At 61.0% G+C, this 17,454-nt stretch carries 18 protein-coding genes; 9 read left to right on the forward strand and 9 right to left on the reverse strand.

Annotated elements, in window-relative coordinates; all coding sequences use genetic code 11:
* Nucleotides 1-1,104 (forward strand): cytochrome P450, encoded by a 1,104-nt coding sequence (locus KCG87_RS12090; RefSeq protein ID WP_134786055.1) that lies wholly within the window; start codon nt 1-3, stop codon nt 1,102-1,104.
* On the opposite strand, the gene dmeF is transcribed toward KCG87_RS12090, so the two are convergent.
* Nucleotides 1,101-2,030 carry a CDF family Co(II)/Ni(II) efflux transporter DmeF gene (gene dmeF / locus KCG87_RS12095; protein ID WP_210557743.1) on the reverse strand — a complete coding sequence of 310 codons (930 nt, stop codon included), beginning with the start codon at nt 2,028-2,030 and terminating at the stop codon, nt 1,101-1,103. The two genes, KCG87_RS12090 and dmeF, sit on opposite strands and share 4 nt — an antisense overlap.
* 12 nt (nt 2,031-2,042) lie before the next feature.
* On the reverse strand, nt 2,043-2,318 hold the full coding sequence (locus KCG87_RS12100) for a metal/formaldehyde-sensitive transcriptional repressor (RefSeq protein ID WP_003223990.1): 276 nt from the start codon (nt 2,316-2,318) through the stop codon (nt 2,043-2,045).
* A 623-nt stretch (nt 2,319-2,941) separates the two neighbouring features.
* On the opposite strand from KCG87_RS12100, the gene KCG87_RS12105 reads away from it, so the two are divergent.
* The 3 genes from KCG87_RS12105 (at nt 2,942) to KCG87_RS12115 (ending at nt 4,223) form a co-directional block, all read left to right on the forward strand.
* Entirely contained in the window at nt 2,942-3,319 is a 378-nt protein-coding gene (locus KCG87_RS12105) for a DUF6124 family protein (protein WP_210557741.1), read from the forward strand.
* A gap of 157 nt (nt 3,320-3,476) precedes the next feature.
* A complete protein-coding gene (locus KCG87_RS12110) occupies nt 3,477-3,746 on the forward strand; it encodes a hypothetical protein (RefSeq protein ID WP_139055920.1) in 270 nt (89 codons plus the stop codon).
* Between the two features lie 165 nt (nt 3,747-3,911).
* Complete coding sequence (locus KCG87_RS12115; protein ID WP_210557739.1) at nt 3,912-4,223, forward strand: XRE family transcriptional regulator; 312 nt, start codon at nt 3,912-3,914, stop codon at nt 4,221-4,223.
* 49 nt (nt 4,224-4,272) lie between these two features.
* Here KCG87_RS12115 and KCG87_RS12120 read toward each other — a convergent pair whose 3' ends face one another.
* The gene (locus tag KCG87_RS12120; protein ID WP_210557738.1) at nt 4,273-4,611 is read right to left on the reverse strand and encodes an FKBP-type peptidyl-prolyl cis-trans isomerase; all 339 of its coding nucleotides are present in this window, start codon (nt 4,609-4,611) and stop codon (nt 4,273-4,275) included.
* Nucleotides 4,612-4,798: 187 nt separating this feature from the next.
* Entirely contained in the window at nt 4,799-5,107 is a 309-nt protein-coding gene (locus tag KCG87_RS12125) for an RcnB family protein (RefSeq protein ID WP_027613230.1), read from the reverse strand.
* Nucleotides 5,108-5,532: 425 nt separating this feature from the next.
* Here KCG87_RS12125 and KCG87_RS12130 point away from each other — a divergent pair, with 425 nt between their 5' ends.
* Both KCG87_RS12130 and KCG87_RS12135 read left to right on the forward strand, forming a co-directional pair.
* Nucleotides 5,533-6,825 (forward strand): MFS transporter, encoded by a 1,293-nt coding sequence (locus KCG87_RS12130; RefSeq protein WP_210557736.1) that lies wholly within the window; start codon nt 5,533-5,535, stop codon nt 6,823-6,825.
* A 12-nt stretch (nt 6,826-6,837) separates the two neighbouring features.
* Entirely contained in the window at nt 6,838-7,605 is a 768-nt protein-coding gene (locus KCG87_RS12135) for a substrate-binding domain-containing protein (protein ID WP_098968203.1), read from the forward strand.
* Here the strand turns inward: KCG87_RS12135 and KCG87_RS12140 are convergent.
* Entirely contained in the window at nt 7,595-8,509 is a 915-nt protein-coding gene (locus KCG87_RS12140; protein WP_097088034.1) for a LysR family transcriptional regulator, read from the reverse strand. The two genes, KCG87_RS12135 and KCG87_RS12140, sit on opposite strands and share 11 nt — an antisense overlap.
* 251 nt (nt 8,510-8,760) lie before the next feature.
* On the opposite strand from KCG87_RS12140, the gene KCG87_RS12145 reads away from it, so the two are divergent.
* The gene (locus KCG87_RS12145) at nt 8,761-10,569 is read left to right on the forward strand and encodes a monovalent cation:proton antiporter-2 (CPA2) family protein (protein WP_096795893.1); all 1,809 of its coding nucleotides are present in this window, start codon (nt 8,761-8,763) and stop codon (nt 10,567-10,569) included.
* 123 nt (nt 10,570-10,692) lie between these two features.
* Here the strand turns inward: KCG87_RS12145 and hcnC are convergent, their stop codons facing one another.
* The 4 genes from hcnC to KCG87_RS12165 form a co-directional block, all read right to left on the reverse strand.
* Nucleotides 10,693-11,952, reverse strand: a complete 1,260-nt coding sequence (hcnC, locus tag KCG87_RS12150; RefSeq protein ID WP_210557734.1) for an FAD-dependent oxidoreductase — start codon at nt 11,950-11,952, stop codon at nt 10,693-10,695.
* On the reverse strand, nt 11,945-13,354 hold the full coding sequence (hcnB, locus tag KCG87_RS12155; RefSeq protein WP_210557732.1) for an FAD/NAD(P)-binding oxidoreductase: 1,410 nt from the start codon (nt 13,352-13,354) through the stop codon (nt 11,945-11,947). Before hcnB ends, hcnC begins: the two co-directional genes overlap by 8 nt.
* Complete coding sequence (gene hcnA / locus KCG87_RS12160; protein WP_047602019.1) at nt 13,351-13,665, reverse strand: cyanide-forming glycine dehydrogenase subunit HcnA; 315 nt, start codon at nt 13,663-13,665, stop codon at nt 13,351-13,353. Before hcnA ends, hcnB begins: the two co-directional genes overlap by 4 nt.
* Nucleotides 13,666-14,099: 434 nt before the next feature.
* Complete coding sequence (locus KCG87_RS12165; protein ID WP_027613238.1) at nt 14,100-15,041, reverse strand: hypothetical protein; 942 nt, start codon at nt 15,039-15,041, stop codon at nt 14,100-14,102.
* Nucleotides 15,042-15,348: 307 nt separating this feature from the next.
* Between KCG87_RS12165 and KCG87_RS12170 the strand changes: the two genes are divergently transcribed.
* Together KCG87_RS12170 and KCG87_RS12175 are read left to right on the forward strand one after the other, a co-directional pair.
* Nucleotides 15,349-16,032 (forward strand): response regulator transcription factor, encoded by a 684-nt coding sequence (locus tag KCG87_RS12170; RefSeq protein ID WP_027613239.1) that lies wholly within the window; start codon nt 15,349-15,351, stop codon nt 16,030-16,032.
* Complete coding sequence (locus KCG87_RS12175; protein ID WP_210557730.1) at nt 16,010-17,404, forward strand: HAMP domain-containing sensor histidine kinase; 1,395 nt, start codon at nt 16,010-16,012, stop codon at nt 17,402-17,404. The genes KCG87_RS12170 and KCG87_RS12175 overlap by 23 nt, the downstream gene beginning before the upstream one ends.
* Nucleotides 17,405-17,454 lie beyond the last annotated feature (50 nt).

Raw genomic sequence — 17,454 nt, forward strand, 5'->3', positions numbered from 1 at the left:
ATGGACCCGATCATCGCTGCGACGCATGCCGATCCCTACCCCTACTACGCCAAACTGCGCGCCGAGGGCGGACTGACCTTTGATCATGGATTGAAGCTGTGGGTCGCCAGCAGCGCCCGAGCGGTGCGTGCGGTGCTGACGCATGCCGATTGTCGGGTGCGACCGTTGCAGGAACCGGTGCCCAAGGCGATTGCCTCGGGGCTGGCCGGCAAGGTGTTCGGGCAGTTGATGCGGATGAACGATGGCGAACGTCAGCGCTGTCCGCGTGCGGCAATCGAGCCGTCACTGCAGTTGATAGATGACGAGCAGGTACGCGCACTGGTGGCCGCGCGTCTGATTACAGCGGACGCCGACGGCTTAAATAAGGCGATGTTTCGCGGCCCGGTGTGCGTGGTCGCGGCGCTGCTCGGCTTCACCCCGGCGCAGGGCCGGGCGATCAGTGATCTGACCGCGGACTTCGTCGCCTGCCTGTCGCCGCTGAGCAATGACCTGCAACTGGCGGCGGCGCATGCGGCGGCGGAGCAATTGCGCGGTTACTTCGTCGAGTTGCTGGCCGAACCGCCTAGCGATTTGCTCAAGGCCGTCGGGCAGCGATTTGATGGCGATGAGGAGACCATGATTGCCAACCTGATCGGCCTCTGTTCGCAGACGCTCGAGGCCAGTGCGGGACTGATCGGCAATGCACTGATTGCGCTGCGACGTCAGCCCGAATTGCGCCATGCCTCAGTGGACGCACTGTTGGCCGAGGTTCAGCGCTTTGATCCGCCAGTGCAGAACACTCGGCGCTTTGTCGCGCAGACTTGCGAGATCAATGGCGTGCGGCTTGAGGCCGGTGAGGTGATTCTGGTGCTGCTGGCCTCGGCCAACCGCGATCCTTTGTTGAATGCAGAGCCCGAGCGGTTTCTGCTGGATCGTCCTGACCGGCGCAGTTTCAGCTTTGGCAGCGGCCGGCATCAGTGTCCGGGGCAGACGCTGGCGTTGAGCATTGCCGCTGCGACTGTCAGAGAAATCCTTGATCAGGGTATGAATCTGCAACAACTGACGTGGCATTACCGCCCATCGCTCAATGGGCGGATTCCACTGTTCAGCGCAATGCAGCCTTAAGCGCTGCGCAGCTCAATGGTCAGGTGCGACAGCTCATGCACCGGCGCCAGCCGCTCGCGGATCGCCTCCGCTGTCACGCCCGCCGCCGCGACCACACTGACAATCGCCGCCCGCGCCTGCGGGCCGACCTGCCAGACATGCAGGTCGCTGATGCGCACGTTGTCCGAGGTTTCCAGCAGTTCGCGAATCTCTGCGGCAACCGGTTCGTCGGTGGTGTCGAGCAGCACCGCAGCGCTGTCGCGCATCAGGTTGTAAGCCCATTTCGCGATGACAATGGAGCCGACAATCCCCATCGCCGGGTCCAGCCACACCCAACCCAAATAGCGTCCGGCCAGCAACGCGGCAATTGCCAGCACCGAGGTCAGGGCATCGGCCAGCACGTGGACATAGGCCGAACGCAGATTGTTGTCGTGATGGTGATGATGATCATGACCGTGGTCATGATGATGGCCGTGGTCATGGCCGTGATGGCCCATCAGCAGGAAGGCGCTGAGGATGTTCACGCCCAGCCCGACGATCGCAATCACGGTCGCTTCGCCAAACGCCACGGTGGTCGGTTCGAACAAACGAAAAATCGACTCGCCGGCAATGCCCAGCGACACCAGCCCCAGCACCATGGCTGAAGCAAAACCGGCCAGATCGCCGACCTTGCCGGTGCCGAAACTGTAGCGGCGGTTGTTGGCGTTGCGCCGGGCGAAACCGTAGGCCGCCGCGGCAATGCCCAATGCACCGGCATGGGTCGCCATGTGGAAACCGTCGGCCAACAGGGCCATGGAGCCGGTGAGATAACCGGCGGCGATCTCGCCGATCATCATCACAAAGGTCAGCGCCACCACCCACAAGGTGCGGCGGGCGTTTTCGTCGTGAGACGCGCCGAGGAATTGGTGATCGTGGCTGAAACGCTCAGCGCTTGGGGTCAGGCTCATGATACGGATGCTCTATTTGGAATAACGGCGGATGGCTTGCAACAGATCTTCGGCGCCCTGAGCGCGCTGTTCATCGGTGAGATCGGGATGCGCCACGTGCTCACGGGTGTGGGCCTCAATGAACTGCTCCATCAACCCGTTGACCGCCCCGCGAATCGCCGCCACCAGATGCAAGGTCTTGGCGCAATCGGCATCGCCCTCGAGCGCTTTCTCGACGGCCTGTACCTGGCCGGCAATGCGTCGTACACGGTTGAGCAGCTCGTCCTTGTGTTCATGAATGTGCGACATACCTATACCCCCTACCCCTATATGGCGCGCATAGTCGCCGAAGGCTTGGGCAATCGCAAGCTCGGTGAGTGTTCAGGGGATGAACGGGATGCTGAAAGCGGCCTCAATCCCGTTGTAGGAGTGAGCCTGCTCGCGATAGCGGTGTGTCTGGAAACAAAGATGCTGGATGTACCGGCCCCTTCGCGAGCAGGCTCACTCCTACATTTTTCCGGGGGGTGCTCGGGTTCCGCGCCGTACGCAGATTCCCCTGTAGGAGCCAGCCTGCTGGCGATGGCAGCCTGAAAAACGCAGCATCATTTCAGCATCATCCAAGAGGCTACATCGCCTTGCGCCTTTGCCTACAAGTACGCCAGAATCCGCCGGCTTGTGCGGTTTGGGGGGCATCGGTAACTTGGCTCGCGTCACTGAATGATCAGTGATCGGGTTTAGTCGCTCGGTGTTATCTCAAGTTCGCAAGCTGTTATTCAGTCAGGCATCTCTACGCCTGCGCTCAATGGCGGCTGTGCGCAGGGCGCCTTCTGGCGCGCCGGTAATGCTTGGGTACTGGTCGACTAACCTGCGTACAGCTGCCACCCATTGTTTAGTCGCAAGTGCGTGTCAGCCTCATTGAGGTTACCCAGCAAATGTTTAAAGTGACGCCAAATCCGCCTGAAGCGGACGCAATACCTGACCCCGAATCAACGTCCCCCTACTCCGACCCCAATTCCAGAAAACTCCACGAAGCCGCCGAACGCGCCCTCGATCACTACCTGAGACCGCAAGCCCCGCCCGAGCGCAAACCCAGCCACATGTTCGTCGTCGCCCCGAACATGGACAACGAAGAACTGCTGGCCCACGCCTGCGAATCCATGGCCTCGGCCAGCATCATGCTCAGCGACTTCGCCGGCCTGCTCGACACGCCCTATCGCAACACCGTGCTCGGCATCCAGCAAGTAGTCATGCTCGGCGAACTCGCCGTCAACCGCGCCCTCGACAACCTCGAGCCCCCGATCAGCAATTGAAAAAGCATCCCTGTGGCGAGGGAGCTTGCTCCCGCTCGACTGCACAGCAGTCGAAAATCCGGATCCGAACCGGATCGATGGGGCTTGGGGTCGCTTCGCAACCCAGCGGGAGCAAGCTCCCTCGCCACAAGGAAAACGACGCAAAGGAGAACTTCACATGGCCAATAAACCAGATGCCCACGTCGTCGCCGCATTAGTCGCCATGGGCCTCAACGAACGGGATCGCCGCTGGGCGCAGAACGCATGCCTGGTGTTGTTTGAAAGCGAGCGAGAAACAATTGTGGCCTCGGCCGTGAACGCTCTAGGGAAACTTGATGGGCTTGAAATGGAGGCTGTGCTGCCAGCGCTACAGCGGGTGAAACGCCGCTTTCCTGCATTGGAACGGACGGTGGCAGAAACGATGGGCGAGATCGCTATGGTTGCCTGATTAACCGCGTCATCGTTCTTCACGAACAGGCGCGCTCCCGCATTGGATCGGCGGTGTACTCGAGTTCCAAGAGCCAGCAATCATCTGTCGGAGTGAGCCTGCTCGCGAAGACGCCCTTTCTGCTAACGAATTTCTAATAACAAAGCCAAGGAAGAGAACCTAATCATGAAACATCACCCACCCGACTCCAGGTGCTTTACAAGCGTCTGGGACGCACTGGAAGACACGCCGCAGGACGTGGCCAGCATGCGCCTGCGGGCCAAACTAATGCGCAGGCTTTGCGAGACAATCCGTGCCTGGGAGCTTCCCCAGAAGGATGCCGCCAAGCGCTTGGGAATTACTCAGCCACGCCTCAATGACGCGCTCAACGGGAAAATCGACAAATTTTCTCTGGATGCGCTGGTCAATCTGTCGGCCGCAGCAAAACTGGAAGTAGACATCTGCTTCCCCCAGGCCGCACCGCTGCACTGGGCTTAAAGGCAGCTCGGATTCTTAGGCCAAGAGGCGGTGTCGTTACACACCCGCCTCAATCCTCCCGCGTCAAAACCTCCAGCAACTCGATCTCAAACACCAGATTCGAATTCGGCGGAATCTTGCCCATCGTCCGCTCGCCATAGCCCAAATGCGCCGGCACCAGCAGTTTGCGCTTGCCGCCCACTTGCATGCCCATCAGCCCTTGATCCCAGCCCTTGATCACCCGGCCCGTGCCAATCACGCACTGGAAAGGTTTGCCACGGCTGTGGGAAGAATCGAACTCGCTGCCGTCTTCCAGCCAGCCAGTGTAATGGGTGGTGATCAGCGCGCCTTTGACGGCAGCCTTGCCCTCGCCCACCAGGAGGTTGATTACCTGCAGTTCATCAGTCATGACATTCACTCAATCGCTTAACTGGCGGCCGTTTTCCCAGAATTGCCGGTGATTGGCAAGCCGATTGCGCAGAGCAACGCTACTACTCCGCGGATTGTGGATCTGACGATGCAGGAGGTCAGACGCAGCAGGATTTTGAGGTGAGAAGCCCTGCACGAGTGCATGCGCAGGGCTTTGAGTAGGGGACTTAACGCTCGACAGGTTGCATCTCGACAATGGTGCCGTTGGTAATCATGACCATCACGTACTTGTCATTGATCTGCACCCACTGCGCCTGATCGACCGGGGCTTTCAAGCCTTTCTGTTTCCAGTTTTTCAACGCTTTGTCGCTGCGCTGATAAATGTCTGGAGCCCGGTCGTTGACCTTCAATTCGCGGTCGCTGGTCGGCGACTGGACCGTGGGTTCGCTTGAGGTTTGCGCCGCTTGAACAAGTGGGCTGATCCCGGCAATGCCGGCGACCAGGGCCAGGCTGGCGATTAGGGTTTTGCTGTTCATCGGTGAACCTCCTTCAGATGTGTGATACCTGAACTCCGACTGCGGAGGACTGGAATCATTCCTTGTTTTTTTGCCTGAGCTGGCTGGGGAATTGTCGTTGGCAGGCAGATCGTCATCGCTGGCAATTCAGCTCCCACAGGGTCCGCTGATGAAACAGGATGTGTGATCGCCCCGCAAAACTGTGGGAGCGGGCTTGCTCGCGAAGAGGCCGGCAGATTCAACACTTTTCCGCCTGAACCACCGCTTTCGCGAGCAAGCTCGCTCCCACAGGTTAGACGGTGTTTTCAGGATTGATCCGCTTGGTGCATCAATCCATGCCAACAATGCAATTAACATCCTGTTACAGCTGCGCGACCATCCGCCGCAATAACAACCGTGCGCCGCTTCCACGTCGCGCACGTCATAAAAGCGGTGGAGATTTTTCTATGACAGCCTCAATCCCACACGGCGGCTCGCGGGCCGGCGCCATTTTCCGGGTCACCTCGGGCAACTTCCTCGAACAGTTCGACTTCTTTCTGTTCGGCTTCTACGCCACGCAGATCGCGGCGGTGTTCTTCCCGGCGAGCAGTGAGTTCGCTTCCCTGATGATGACCTTTGCCGTATTCGGCGCAGGCTTTCTGATGCGTCCGCTGGGCGCCATCGTGCTGGGTGCGTACATCGATGACGTCGGTCGGCGCAAAGGGTTGATCGTCACCCTGTCGATCATGGCCAGCGGCACGATCCTGATTGTGCTGGTGCCCGGATACGAGACCATTGGTCTGTTTGCGCCAGCGCTGGTGCTGGTCGGACGGCTATTGCAAGGCTTCTCCGCCGGTGCGGAACTGGGCGGTGTTTCGGTGTACTTGTCGGAAATCGCCACCCCTGGCCGCAAGGGCTTTTTCACTGCCTGGCAGTCGGCCAGTCAGCAAGTGGCGATCATCGTCGCGGCAGCCTTGGGCTATGCGTTGAACGCGTGGATGGCGCCAGACGTGATTGCCGATTGGGGCTGGCGCATTCCGTTTTTCGTCGGTTGCATGATCGTGCCCTTCATCTTTTTCCTGCGCCGTAACCTGGCAGAAACCGAAGAGTTTGCCGCACGCAAACACCGCCCGAGCATGAAGGAAGTGTTTCGCACGCTTGGTCAGAACTGGGGCGTGGTGCTGGGCGGCATGTTGATGGTCGCGCTGACTACCACCGCGTTCTACCTGATCACCGTGTACGCGCCGACCTTCGGTAAAACCGTGCTGCACCTGAGCACTTCCGATGCGTTGCTGGTGACCTTGCTGGTCGGCGTGTCGAACTTCTTCTGGCTGCCGATTGGCGGCATGTTGTCCGACCGTATCGGCCGGCGTCCGGTGCTGATCGCCATGTCACTGCTGGCTCTGGCTACTACCTATCCGGCGCTGTCGTACCTGGTGCAGGCGCCGAGCTTCAGCCATATGTTGCTGTCGCTGCTGTGGCTGTCGTTCATCTACGGCATGTACAACGGCGCGATGATTCCGGCGCTGACCGAGATCATGCCGGTGGAAGTGCGAGTAGCCGGTTTCTCCCTCGCCTACAGCCTGGCGACCGCGATTTTTGGCGGTTTCACCCCGGCGATGTCGACCTTCCTGATCCAGTACACCGGCGACAAAGCGGCGCCGGGTTACTGGATGAGCGTCGGCGCACTGTGCGCGTTGTGCGCCACGTTGTACCTCTATCGCCGCGCAGGCGGCCGTTTGCAACCGGTTGCCGCCTAAGGAGTAATCACCTTGAAAAAACTGATCAATCTCAGCGCCATCGCCCTCTTCGCTTTCAGCGCCCTGGCCCATGCTGAACAGCTGAACGTGATGACGTCGGGCGGCTTCACCGCCGCCTACAAAATCCTCGGCCCGAAATTCGCGGCCGCCACCGGCAACACCCTCGACACCCAACTCGGCCCGTCGATGGGCAAGGCGCCGGAAGCCATCCCCAACCGCCTCGCCCGCGGTGAGCACGCCGACGTGGTGATCATGGTCGGCTACGCCCTCGATGACCTGATCAAACAGGGCAAGGTCGACCCGGCCTCGCGGGTCGAACTGGCGGATTCACGGATCGGTCTGGTGGTGCGTGAAGGCGCGCCGAAGCCGGATATCAGCAGCGTCGAAAGCCTGAAGAAAACCCTGCTCGACGCAAAATCGGTGGCCTACTCCGACAGCGCCAGCGGCGTGTACATCGAGAAGGAGTTGTTCAACAAACTCGGCGTTGAAGATCAGCTGAAACCGAAAGCGAAAATGGTCCCGAAAGTCCCGGTCGGCTCGGTGGTTGCCACCGGCGATTACCAACTGGGCTTCCAGCAGGTCAGCGAATTGCTGCCGGTGCCGGGGGTGACGTTTGTCGGGAAGATTCCGGAGTCGGTGCAGTCGGTGACGCGCTTCGCCGCCGGCATCCCGGTCGGCGCGCAGCATCCAAAAGAGGCCAAGGCCCTGCTCGACTATCTTGCCGCGCCTGCCGCCCAGGCTGACGTGCAAGCCACCGGGCTGGATTCGGTCAAGCGCTAAGCGTTGGCGGCTGGACTTTCATTTCCACTACCAGCCGCTCCAGTTCCAATGCCGCCGGGGTCAACGTGCGACCCCGGCGCTTGAGGATGCCGACACTGCGCATCACTTGCGGATCGGTCAGCGGCACCCGCGTCAGGATCGGATGATCCGGCCCGGGCATCGCCATCAACGGCACCGCCGCCACGCCAAGCCCCGCCTCCACCAGACCAATCATGGTCGTCACATGCCGCGTCTCGCAGATGCTCGGGCGCTGCGGCACCACGCTGCTCAAGGCCTGATCGAGCAGAAAACGGTTGCCGGACGTCTTGTCCAGCGAGATGTAATCCTGCTGATAGAACTCGTCCCAGGTCACGCTGCTGCGTCCGGCCAAAGGGTGATCGCGCCGGCAAGCGACGACATAGCACTCCTGCACAAGCGGTTCGAAATCGACTTTGGCATCCTGCGTGCCCAGAAAACTCAACCCGAAATCCGCCTCGCCGTTGACCACTGCGCTCAACACGTCGTGGGCGCTGGAGTCGAGGACTTTGACCTTGATCCGCGGAAACTGCTGGTGATAGCGAGCGACCACCCGCGGCATGAAGTAGTACGCCGCCGAGGGTACGCAAGCCACGGTGACATGACCGAGTCGGGTCGATGCGACTTCACTGATGCCCAGCAGCGCCACGTCCAGATCATCCAGCAAACGCTCGACGCTGGGCATGAAGCCACGCCCGGCCTGGGTCAGGCTGACTTTGCGCGTGGTGCGCTCGAACAGCTTTACGCCGAGGGCGTCTTCAAGCTTCTCGATGCGTCGGCTCAGGGCCGGTTGTGACAGGCGCACGGTGTCGGCGGCCTTGCGGAAACTGCCCTGCTCGACCACGGCGCGAAAGGCTTGCAGGTCGTTGAGGTCGAAGTTGATGGCCATGGCGGACTCGAAAAGATTGATTCGTGAAGGCTATCAATGTAACCAAATGATGCAACTTATTACAGATTTGATGATATCGCCCTAGTGGGAGCGGGCTTGCTCGCGAATGCGGTGTCACAGTCGCCATCAACATCGACTGAACCAGCGCTTTCGCGAGCAAGCCCGCTCCCACAGGGTTTTGTGGTGGATTGACGAGCGGCGCAGCCTTTATCCTTGTCACCCCCCGCCGTACCGCTGTCAGGAGTCAACCCATGCCCCATGAAGGCAACCTGTTACAAGCCGCTGTCGTGTTTCTCTTCGCAGCCGTGCTCACCGTGCCACTGGCCAAGCGTCTGCAACTGGGCGCGGTGCTCGGTTATCTGTTGGCGGGGGTGATCATCGGCCCGTCGGTGCTCGGCCTGATCGGCAATCCGCAGAGCGTCGCGCATATTTCCGAGTTGGGCGTGGTGTTGCTGTTGTTCATCATCGGCCTTGAGCTGTCACCCCGTCGCTTGTGGGTGATGCGCAAGTCGGTGTTCGGCGTGGGTCTGGCGCAGGTGCTGCTGACGGCGGCAGTGATCGGCGTGCTGGCGTTGTACGTGTTCGGTCAGCCGCTGAACAGTGCGATTGTGCTCGGTCTTGGCCTGGCGCTGTCGTCCACCGCATTCGGCCTGCAAAGCCTGGCCGAGCGCAAGGAGCTGACCAGCCCCCACGGGCGACTGGCGTTTGCGATTCTGCTGTTTCAGGACATCGCCGCGATCCCGTTGATCGCGCTGGTGCCGATGCTCGCCGGCAGCGCCCACGCCAGCAGCAACGCGGAAAGCCTGAACCACGGTTTGCAAGTACTCGGCGGGATCGCCGTGGTGGTGGTCGGCGGGCGTTATCTGTTGCGTCCGGTGTTTCGCGTGGTGGCAAAAACCGGTCTGCCGGAGGTGTCTACCGCCACCGCATTGCTGGTGGTGATCGGCACGGCGTGGCTGATGGATCTGGTCGGCGTGTCGATGGCGCTCGGGGCTTTCCTCGCCGGCCTGCTGCTGGCGGACTCGGAGTATCGCCATGAACTGGAAGCGCAGATCGAGCCGTTCAAAGGCCTGCTGCTCGGGCTGTTTTTCATCAGCGTCGGCATGGGCGCCAACCTGAGTCTGCTACTGAGTGCGCCGATCACCGTGCTGGGCCTGACGCTGCTGCTGATCGGCTTGAAGTTGCCGCTGCTGTTTGTGGTCGGGCGTCTGGCCGGTGGGCTGACCAAGGTCAGTGCGATTCGCTTGGGTATCGTGCTCGCCGCCGGCGGTGAATTTGCCTTTGTGGTGTTCAAGATCGGGCGCGATCAGGGCCTGTTCGAACCGCGCCTGTATGACTTGCTGGTGCTGACCATCACTCTGTCGATGGCCTTGACGCCGTTGCTGCTGTTGATCTGTGCACGATTGGTCAGCCCGAAAGTGCAGCCAGTGGAGGTGCCGGAGAAATTCCGCGAAATCGACACCGAGGCACCGCGCGTGGTGATTGCCGGCATGGGCCGGATGGGCCAGATCGTGGCGCGGATTCTGCGGGCGCAGAACATCAAGTTCGTGGCGCTGGACACCTCGGTGGAAACCATCGAACTGTCGCGCAGTTTTGGCGGCGTGCCGGTGTTCTACGGCGACCCGATGCGCCCGGAAATCCTCAATGCGGCGAAGGTTGGCGAGGCGGAGTATTTCGTGATTGCCACGGATGATCCGGAGACCAACATCAAGACCGCCGAGATCGTGCGCAAGCTGTATCCGCACATGAAGATCATCGCTCGCGCACGTAACCGTCAGCACGTGCACCGCCTGGTCGATGTCGGCGCCGAAGCGATTCGCGAGACCTATTACTCCAGCCTGGAAATGAGCCGCCGTACCCTGGTCGGCCTCGGTCTGACCCAGGCCCAGGCCGATGCGCGGATCAAGCGTTTCAAGCACCACGACGAACAGGTGCTGGAAGCCCAGCACGCGGTCTACGACGACGCGGCCAAAGTCCTGCAAACCGCCCAGGAAGCCCGAGCGGAACTGGCGCGGTTGTTCGAGTCGGATCAACTGGAAGAAGAAGCGCGCAAGGTCTGACTTCAGCGCAATTCCAATTGTAGGAGTGAGCCTGCTCGCGATGGCGATCTATCAGTACCCATCTCTGTTACTGACACACCGCCATCGCGAGCAGGCTCACTCCTACAGGGATTGTGGATGGGCTCAGGCCATTTCCAATTCACGCTCTTGCTTGACCGGTACAGTCTCAAACCGATCCGCCAGGAACGGTGTGATATCCAGCGGCAGCGCTTCCTGATTGACCAGTTTGTCCAGCAGCACGCCGGTGATCGCTGAGGTCAGAATACCGGTGCGGAAGTGTCCGCAGGCATTCAGGTATCCCTCCACCCCACGCATCGGCCCGAGGATCGGCAGCTCATCCGGCGAGCCCGGACGCAGTCCGGCCCAGGTGCGCTTTAGATTGACGTCCTTGAGTTCCGGCAGGCACCGCACCGCGCCCTGCACCAGTCCGGCGATTTCCGGGTAGGTGGTGGTGACGTCGAAGCCTTTGTCTTCGGTGGTGCTGCCGATCAGGATCTCGCCGTTGTCCTTCTGTGCCACATAGCAGTCGCTGGTGGTCAGGCAGCCGTTGAGGATCTTCGGCATGCGTTCGGTCAGCAGAATCTGGCCCTTGACCGGTTTCACCGGGATACGAATCCCCGTCGCCCACTCGCTCAAGTCCGCCGCCCAGGCACCAGCGGCGTTGATCAGGGTCTTGCAGTGGAACACGCCCTCCTCGGCCGTCTGCACGCCAGTCACGCGGCTGCCGTGGTGCAACACACCGGTGACGTTGGTGTTGACGAAGATGTCGACGCCATTCTGCCGCGCGCCTTCCATGTAGGCGTCGGCGAGACGGAACGGGCTGACCTGGTGATCGCAAAGAAACTCCAGCGCGCCACGGGCCTCATGGCTGACGCTCGGTTCCGCTTCACGCAGCGCCGCCTGATCGAGCCAGCGTACCTGATCGGCCAGATGCGGAATGCAACTGACGATGTGCTCGGCGTAGAGGCGGTCTTCGTCGTCATAGATGACGAACTTCAGCCCGGTCTTTTCAAACTTGAAATCCATCCCGTGCCTGTCCTTCAGCTCGCGGTGCAACGCCGGGTACAGCGCGTTGGACTGCAAGGCGAAATCGAAGAACGACTCCGGCAGGATGTGCGGCGTGCTGGCGTCCACCGCGACTGCCGCGCCCTGGGTTTCGCGCTTGCGGTTGGCCGACATCATGCGGAAGAAAATCACCCCGCAGCCCAGCCCCACCGACTCGCCGATGGCCCACAAGCCTCCGGCCGAAGCGCGGGTCGCGTTGCCCGGGCGCTTGGCGTCGATCACCGCCACCTTGAGGCCCTGTCGCTTGGACAATTGATAGGCGCAGGACGCCCCGATCACGCCGCCGCCGGCAATGATCACGTCATAGAACTTACTCATGGGATGAGGCCTCCGTGCCGACGGACTGGAACGCGGAAAAAGGAATCGGATCGATCGGGAAACGCGGGCGCAGCCAGCCGACGTCCTTGCGCCCGGTGGCCTGACGCAAGCGGTCGCTGCAATAGCCGACGCACATCCGTCCCTGACAATCGCCCATGCTGACGCGGGTGCGCATTTTCAGGCTGGCGATGTCTTGCACGCCCTGCTCCAGCGCCAGATCGATGTCCGCGCGGGTGGCGTGTTCGCAGCGGCAGATCACGGTGTCGGCGGCCGGCAAAGCGGTCTGGCCGACACCGCGTTCGGTGTAGCGATCAACAGCCGCGCGGAAGCGCACGATGGATTTGAGTTTGCCCAGATAACGATCGCGGCGAACCCGCGCCAGCTCTTCTTCGATCACCCCGCGTTGCAGGAGGATCGAGGTGGCGGCGATCTTGCCGGCGAGCATCGCCGCTTCACCACCGCGAATCCCGCCCATGTCACCGGCCAGATGCACGTGCGGCTCGTTGCTTTGCTGCCAGTTGTTCGAATTGGCGCGCAGGTAACCGTCGTCGCTGAAACCGTGATCGAGGCCCATCTGCTGACTGAGCTGGGTGCGCGGAATGAAGCCGTAACCGACCGCCAGGGTCTGCGCTTCGAAGCGCTCGATGCGCGTCAGGTCCGGCTCCCAGGTGGCCGAGTAAGGTGCCACGGTGACACTTTTCAGCTCGCCGTCGCCGTGGGCTTCGACCACGCCCCAGCCGTAGTTCATCGGGATGCCGTGCAGTTTAAGGTAAGCAAGCATGCTCAAACCGTCGAGGAACAGCTGCGGCTTGTTCAGCAACGCCAGGCTTTCGCGGGCGATCTTGCCGAAGGCGCAGGCTTCGTACACGCCCGCGACCTTGACGCCGGACGCGTGCAGCTGCGTTGCCACCAATGGCAGCAACGGCCCGGTACCGGCGATGACCACCGGCCCCTGCGGCTTGACCACGCCACTTTTGATTTGCAGTTGCAGGCCGCCGAGCATGATCACCCCCGGCAGGGTCCAGCCGGGAAACGGCACGCTGCGTTCGTGGCAGCCGGCGGCCAGCAGCAATTGCGGATATTCGATCTCGTGCAGCTGCTCGTCGCCATCGAGCACCACCAGCGCGCGGGTGCCTTCGGCGCCGACCACGCGATGATTGAGGCGCACGTCGATCAACCCGGACTGTTCCTGGAAATCACCGTGCAGTTTGCTCAGGGCTTCGGAATAGCGCGGCCCCAGATAATCCAGTTGCACGCCGTCGCGCAGCGGCCCGCGATAGACCACGCCACCAAGACGCGAGGCCTCTTCGAGCAAGGTGCAGCGCACCCCATGACGCGCCAGCTCGATGGCCGCCGCCATCCCCGCCGGACCACCGCCTACGATCACCGGTTGCAGGCTCATACGACCTCCTGCTCGTTGATGCGGTTGACCTGGGTTTCGATCTGCATGCCGTCGCGCACCACGGTCTGGCAGGCACGGCGCTTGTGGCGGCCGTTGATCTTCACCAGGCAGCACTGGCACACGCCCATGCCGCAGTAGGCGCCGCTGATCTGGTTGTGATCGTTGCGTGCGACCTGGCGCACGCCAAGGGACTGGATAACGCTCAGGACGGTTTCGCCAATGGCCGCCGTCACCGGTTGACCATTGATGTGGACGGTCATATCCGCCTGGGTCAGGGGCTGGATATCGAAAGTGCGTTCTAGGCAGTGCATTACGAAGTTCATCCGTGAAAAGGTTCAGGGGGAAGGTATTGCGTCAGCTCCTTGCTGCTCTACACCGTGCGGCCCGTTTAATTGTTCGATTACAGGCGGGCTCGCGGGTACTTCGTCAGCGCAGCAAAGTGCGCGTGAAGCACTGTAGTTCAAACCTCAGCGAAGGCCTGGAACATTTACGTTAGGGGAAGTTACAAACGCGAATATTGATCCAGGCCAGTGAAAGCGGTCGGATTGTTCAACGATTCGGTTGAAGAAGACGAATGGTGCACGCCAGAAAGCAAAAAGCCGCTTTCACCGTGAAGTGAAAGCGGCCGAGGCATGGGCCTCAATGGAGCATTGGAATCAGTGTACGAACAGGGCGATCAGGATGATGATCGGGATTGGCACACCGAGGAAAAACAATAATAGAGAGCGCATGGTGATTCTCCTTGTTAACGGACTGGAGGCAGAGTGGTCGTGGTGGCGTAGGTCTCGACTTCAACGTACTCGACCGCATCCCGGCGACGACCGCCGAAGGTGGCTGCGAGACTGGCGAAGAACGCACCGGCCAGCAACGCGATGAACATCCACAGCGAGGTCCAGGCAGCGACTTTCGCGGCGGTGTCGGCAGCCTGTTGGGCTTTGACTTTGGCGTCGGCGATGGCTTTCTGAGTGCGGGCATACACTTCATCGACACGCTTCTCGGCGTCGGCCTGGCTCAGATTGGTTCGTTGTGCGACCAGTTGCGCGAGGTAGGTACGGTCTTCCGGACTGAGTTGGCCGTTGGCCAGGCTCTGGGCGAAGATCCGCGCTACGGCGCCATGGGCGGCATCATCACTGACCGACGCTGGACGGTCATCGCGGAACAGATTGTCGATGTAGTAACCGTACTGATTGCTGTCGGTGTTGGCCGCTGCGCTACCGGCAGCCTGAGTCGCGGCAGCCGCTGCGCCACCGGCGACACTGGCACCGGCCTGCACACCGCCACTGATCACACTGCTGACCGAGCCGACTACCAATACTGCGGTGACCAGCGTGGCCACACACCAGGCAAGGAAGCCATGGGCAGTATCACGAAAATACACTTCATCCCCGTGCATGTTGGCCCACTTCACCCGCAGCCGACCGGCGATGTAGCCACCCAGACCGGAGGCGATGATTTGCGTCGCCGCCAGCCAGACAATCGTCGAAATCCCCAGACCCTTGGCGCTGATGCCCTCCCCGGCCCAAGGTGAAACGGCAGAGAATCCCAAACCGAAGCCAAGCAGCACTAAAATCATCGACAGTGCTGCGGCCGCCGCTGCGCCCGCGAAAATCGCGCCCCAGGACACGCCTGACACGTTGCTCGACTCTCCTTCGAAGGCAGGATAAAACCCATCAGAGGATCTATTCATTGTTGTAGTGCTCCAGGCATGAAAAATGGTGTTACAACTCGTCACGAGATGAATTGCAGCGACCGTGCCAGTCGAGAGCCCGAAATAAATCCTTTAATTTCAATGATTTAAAAAGACTGAACTTCTACATTCATTGCAATTTGCAACAATGGACGGAAAGCAGCGGGTTTTATGCATTGACGCCAACGCCGCAAAGCGCCCCGGATTGACGTTTGTGACAGGCTATACATGAAAGTTAATTTAAAGCGCGACGCAAAATACTTGGCAAAATGCTGCCATTCCGTTTGAACCGATCAAGGCCTGCTCTATGACTCGTATTTTGACCATCGAAGACGACGCCGTGACTGCCCGTGAAATCGTTGCCGAACTCAGCAGCCACGGCCTGCAAGTGGATTGGGTCGACAATGGCCGCGAGGGCCTGGACCGCGCCGTCAGCGGCAACTACGACCTGATCACCCTCGACCGCATGCTGCCGGAACTCGATGGCCTGGCGATCGTCACCACGCTGCGCACCATGGGCGTGGCCACGCCGATTCTGATGATCAGCGCCCTCTCCGATGTCGATGAGCGCGTGCGCGGCTTGCGCGCCGGCGGCGATGATTACCTGACCAAACCGTTCGCCACCGACGAGATGGCCGCACGCGTGGAAGTGCTGCTGCGCCGGCAGAACAGCGTTGCCACCCAGGCCACCACGTTGCAGGTTGCCGACCTCGAACTGGACTTGATCAGCCACGAAGCACGCCGCGCCGGGCAGGTGCTGACGCTGCTCCCCACCGAATACAAGCTGCTGGAATTTCTCATGCGCAACAGCGGGCAGATCCTGTCGCGGATGATGATTTTCGAAGAGGTCTGGGGCTATCACTTCGACCCGGGCACCAACCTGATCGACGTACACATCGGTCGTCTGCGCAAGAAGATCGACGCGGCGGGCAATGTTCCGCTGATTCGCACGGTACGGGGCTCGGGTTATGTCATTGCCGAACCCGTCTGACGGCTGGCGCTCCTCCAGCAGTCGACTGCTGGCGCTGTACAGTTCGCTGTTCGTGGCCTGGAGCGCGATCCTCATGGGGGTCATGTATTTCGAGGTCTCCAGCTATCTCGATAACCTCGCCAAGCATTCGCTGATGCAACGTCAGCATCTGTTTTCGCACTTTCGCGGTGAACAACTGGAAGAAGCGCTCGCCGCCAGCATGACCTTTGACATCCGCGGCATCGACGCCTATGGCCTGTTCGACGCCCAGGGCGTTTACCTCGGCGGTGCCTTGCAGCAACTGCCCGAAGGCCTGCCGCTGGACGGCAAGATCCACACCCTGGATGACTGCGCCGATTCCGATGACCCGACCCTGCCCGCCGACAGCTGCGACGCGGTGGCGACTCAGACCCGCGACGGTCGCTGGCTGGTGTTGCTGCGCGACAACGGTTCGTTGTTCGCCGTGACGCGGATCATTCTGCATGCATTGTTCTGGGGGGTATCACTGACGATTCTGCCGGGGATTGCCGGTTGGCATTTGCTGCGCCGCCGACCAATGCGCCGCATCCGCGCGATTCAGGACAGCGCCCAGGCGATTGTCGCTGGCGACCTGACCCACCGTTTGCCGCTGTCCAACCGCCGCGACGAACTGGACATGCTCGCCGCCATCGTCAACGCCATGCTCGATCGCATCGAACGGCTGATGCATGAAGTCAAAGGCGTGTGCGACAACATCGCCCACGATTTGCGCACGCCGCTGACGCGTTTGCGCGCGCAGTTGTATCGCATGCAACAGCAGGCGGGTGAAGGCTCACAGGAGGCGGCGCAACTGGACCTGGTGCTGGCCGAGGCGGACACGCTGATGGCGCGGTTTCGCGGGTTGCTGCGGATTTCCGAATTGGAAGATCGCCAGCGCCGCTCAGGTTTTGTCGAGCTCGATCCGGTGCGACTGCTGGAAGAACTGCATGAGTTTTATCTGCCACTGGCCGAGGAAGGCGAACTGCTGTTCGTACTGAACATGCCGGAAACCCTGCCACCGCTCAATGGCGACCGGGCGTTGTTGTTCGAGGCGCTGGCCAATCTGTTGAGCAACTCGATCAAGTTCACTCCGGCGGGCGGTACGGTGATTTTGCGTGGTGTGAATGACGGCGGGCACACGCGGATTGAAGTCCACGACTCCGGCCCGGGGATTCCCGAAGCCGAGCGTGAGGCGGTGTTCCAGCGTTTCTATCGTGCCGAGGGCGGGCAACCGCAGAGTGGTTTTGGCCTTGGTTTGTCGATTGTCGCGGCGATTGTCAGCCTGCATGGCTTCAATCTTGAGGTGGGCAGCAGTGAGCTGGGCGGTGCGCAGCTGGTGCTGGATTGTCGACAGAGTTTGATCTCGCAGTCCTGAGAATCACCGCGCTGCATTGTAGGAGTGAGCCTGCTCGCGATATCGGTGGG

Origin of the sequence: Pseudomonas sp. MWU347, from assembly GCF_017947305.1 — a bacterium.
Lineage (GTDB): Bacteria > Pseudomonadota > Gammaproteobacteria > Pseudomonadales > Pseudomonadaceae > Aquipseudomonas > Aquipseudomonas putida_A.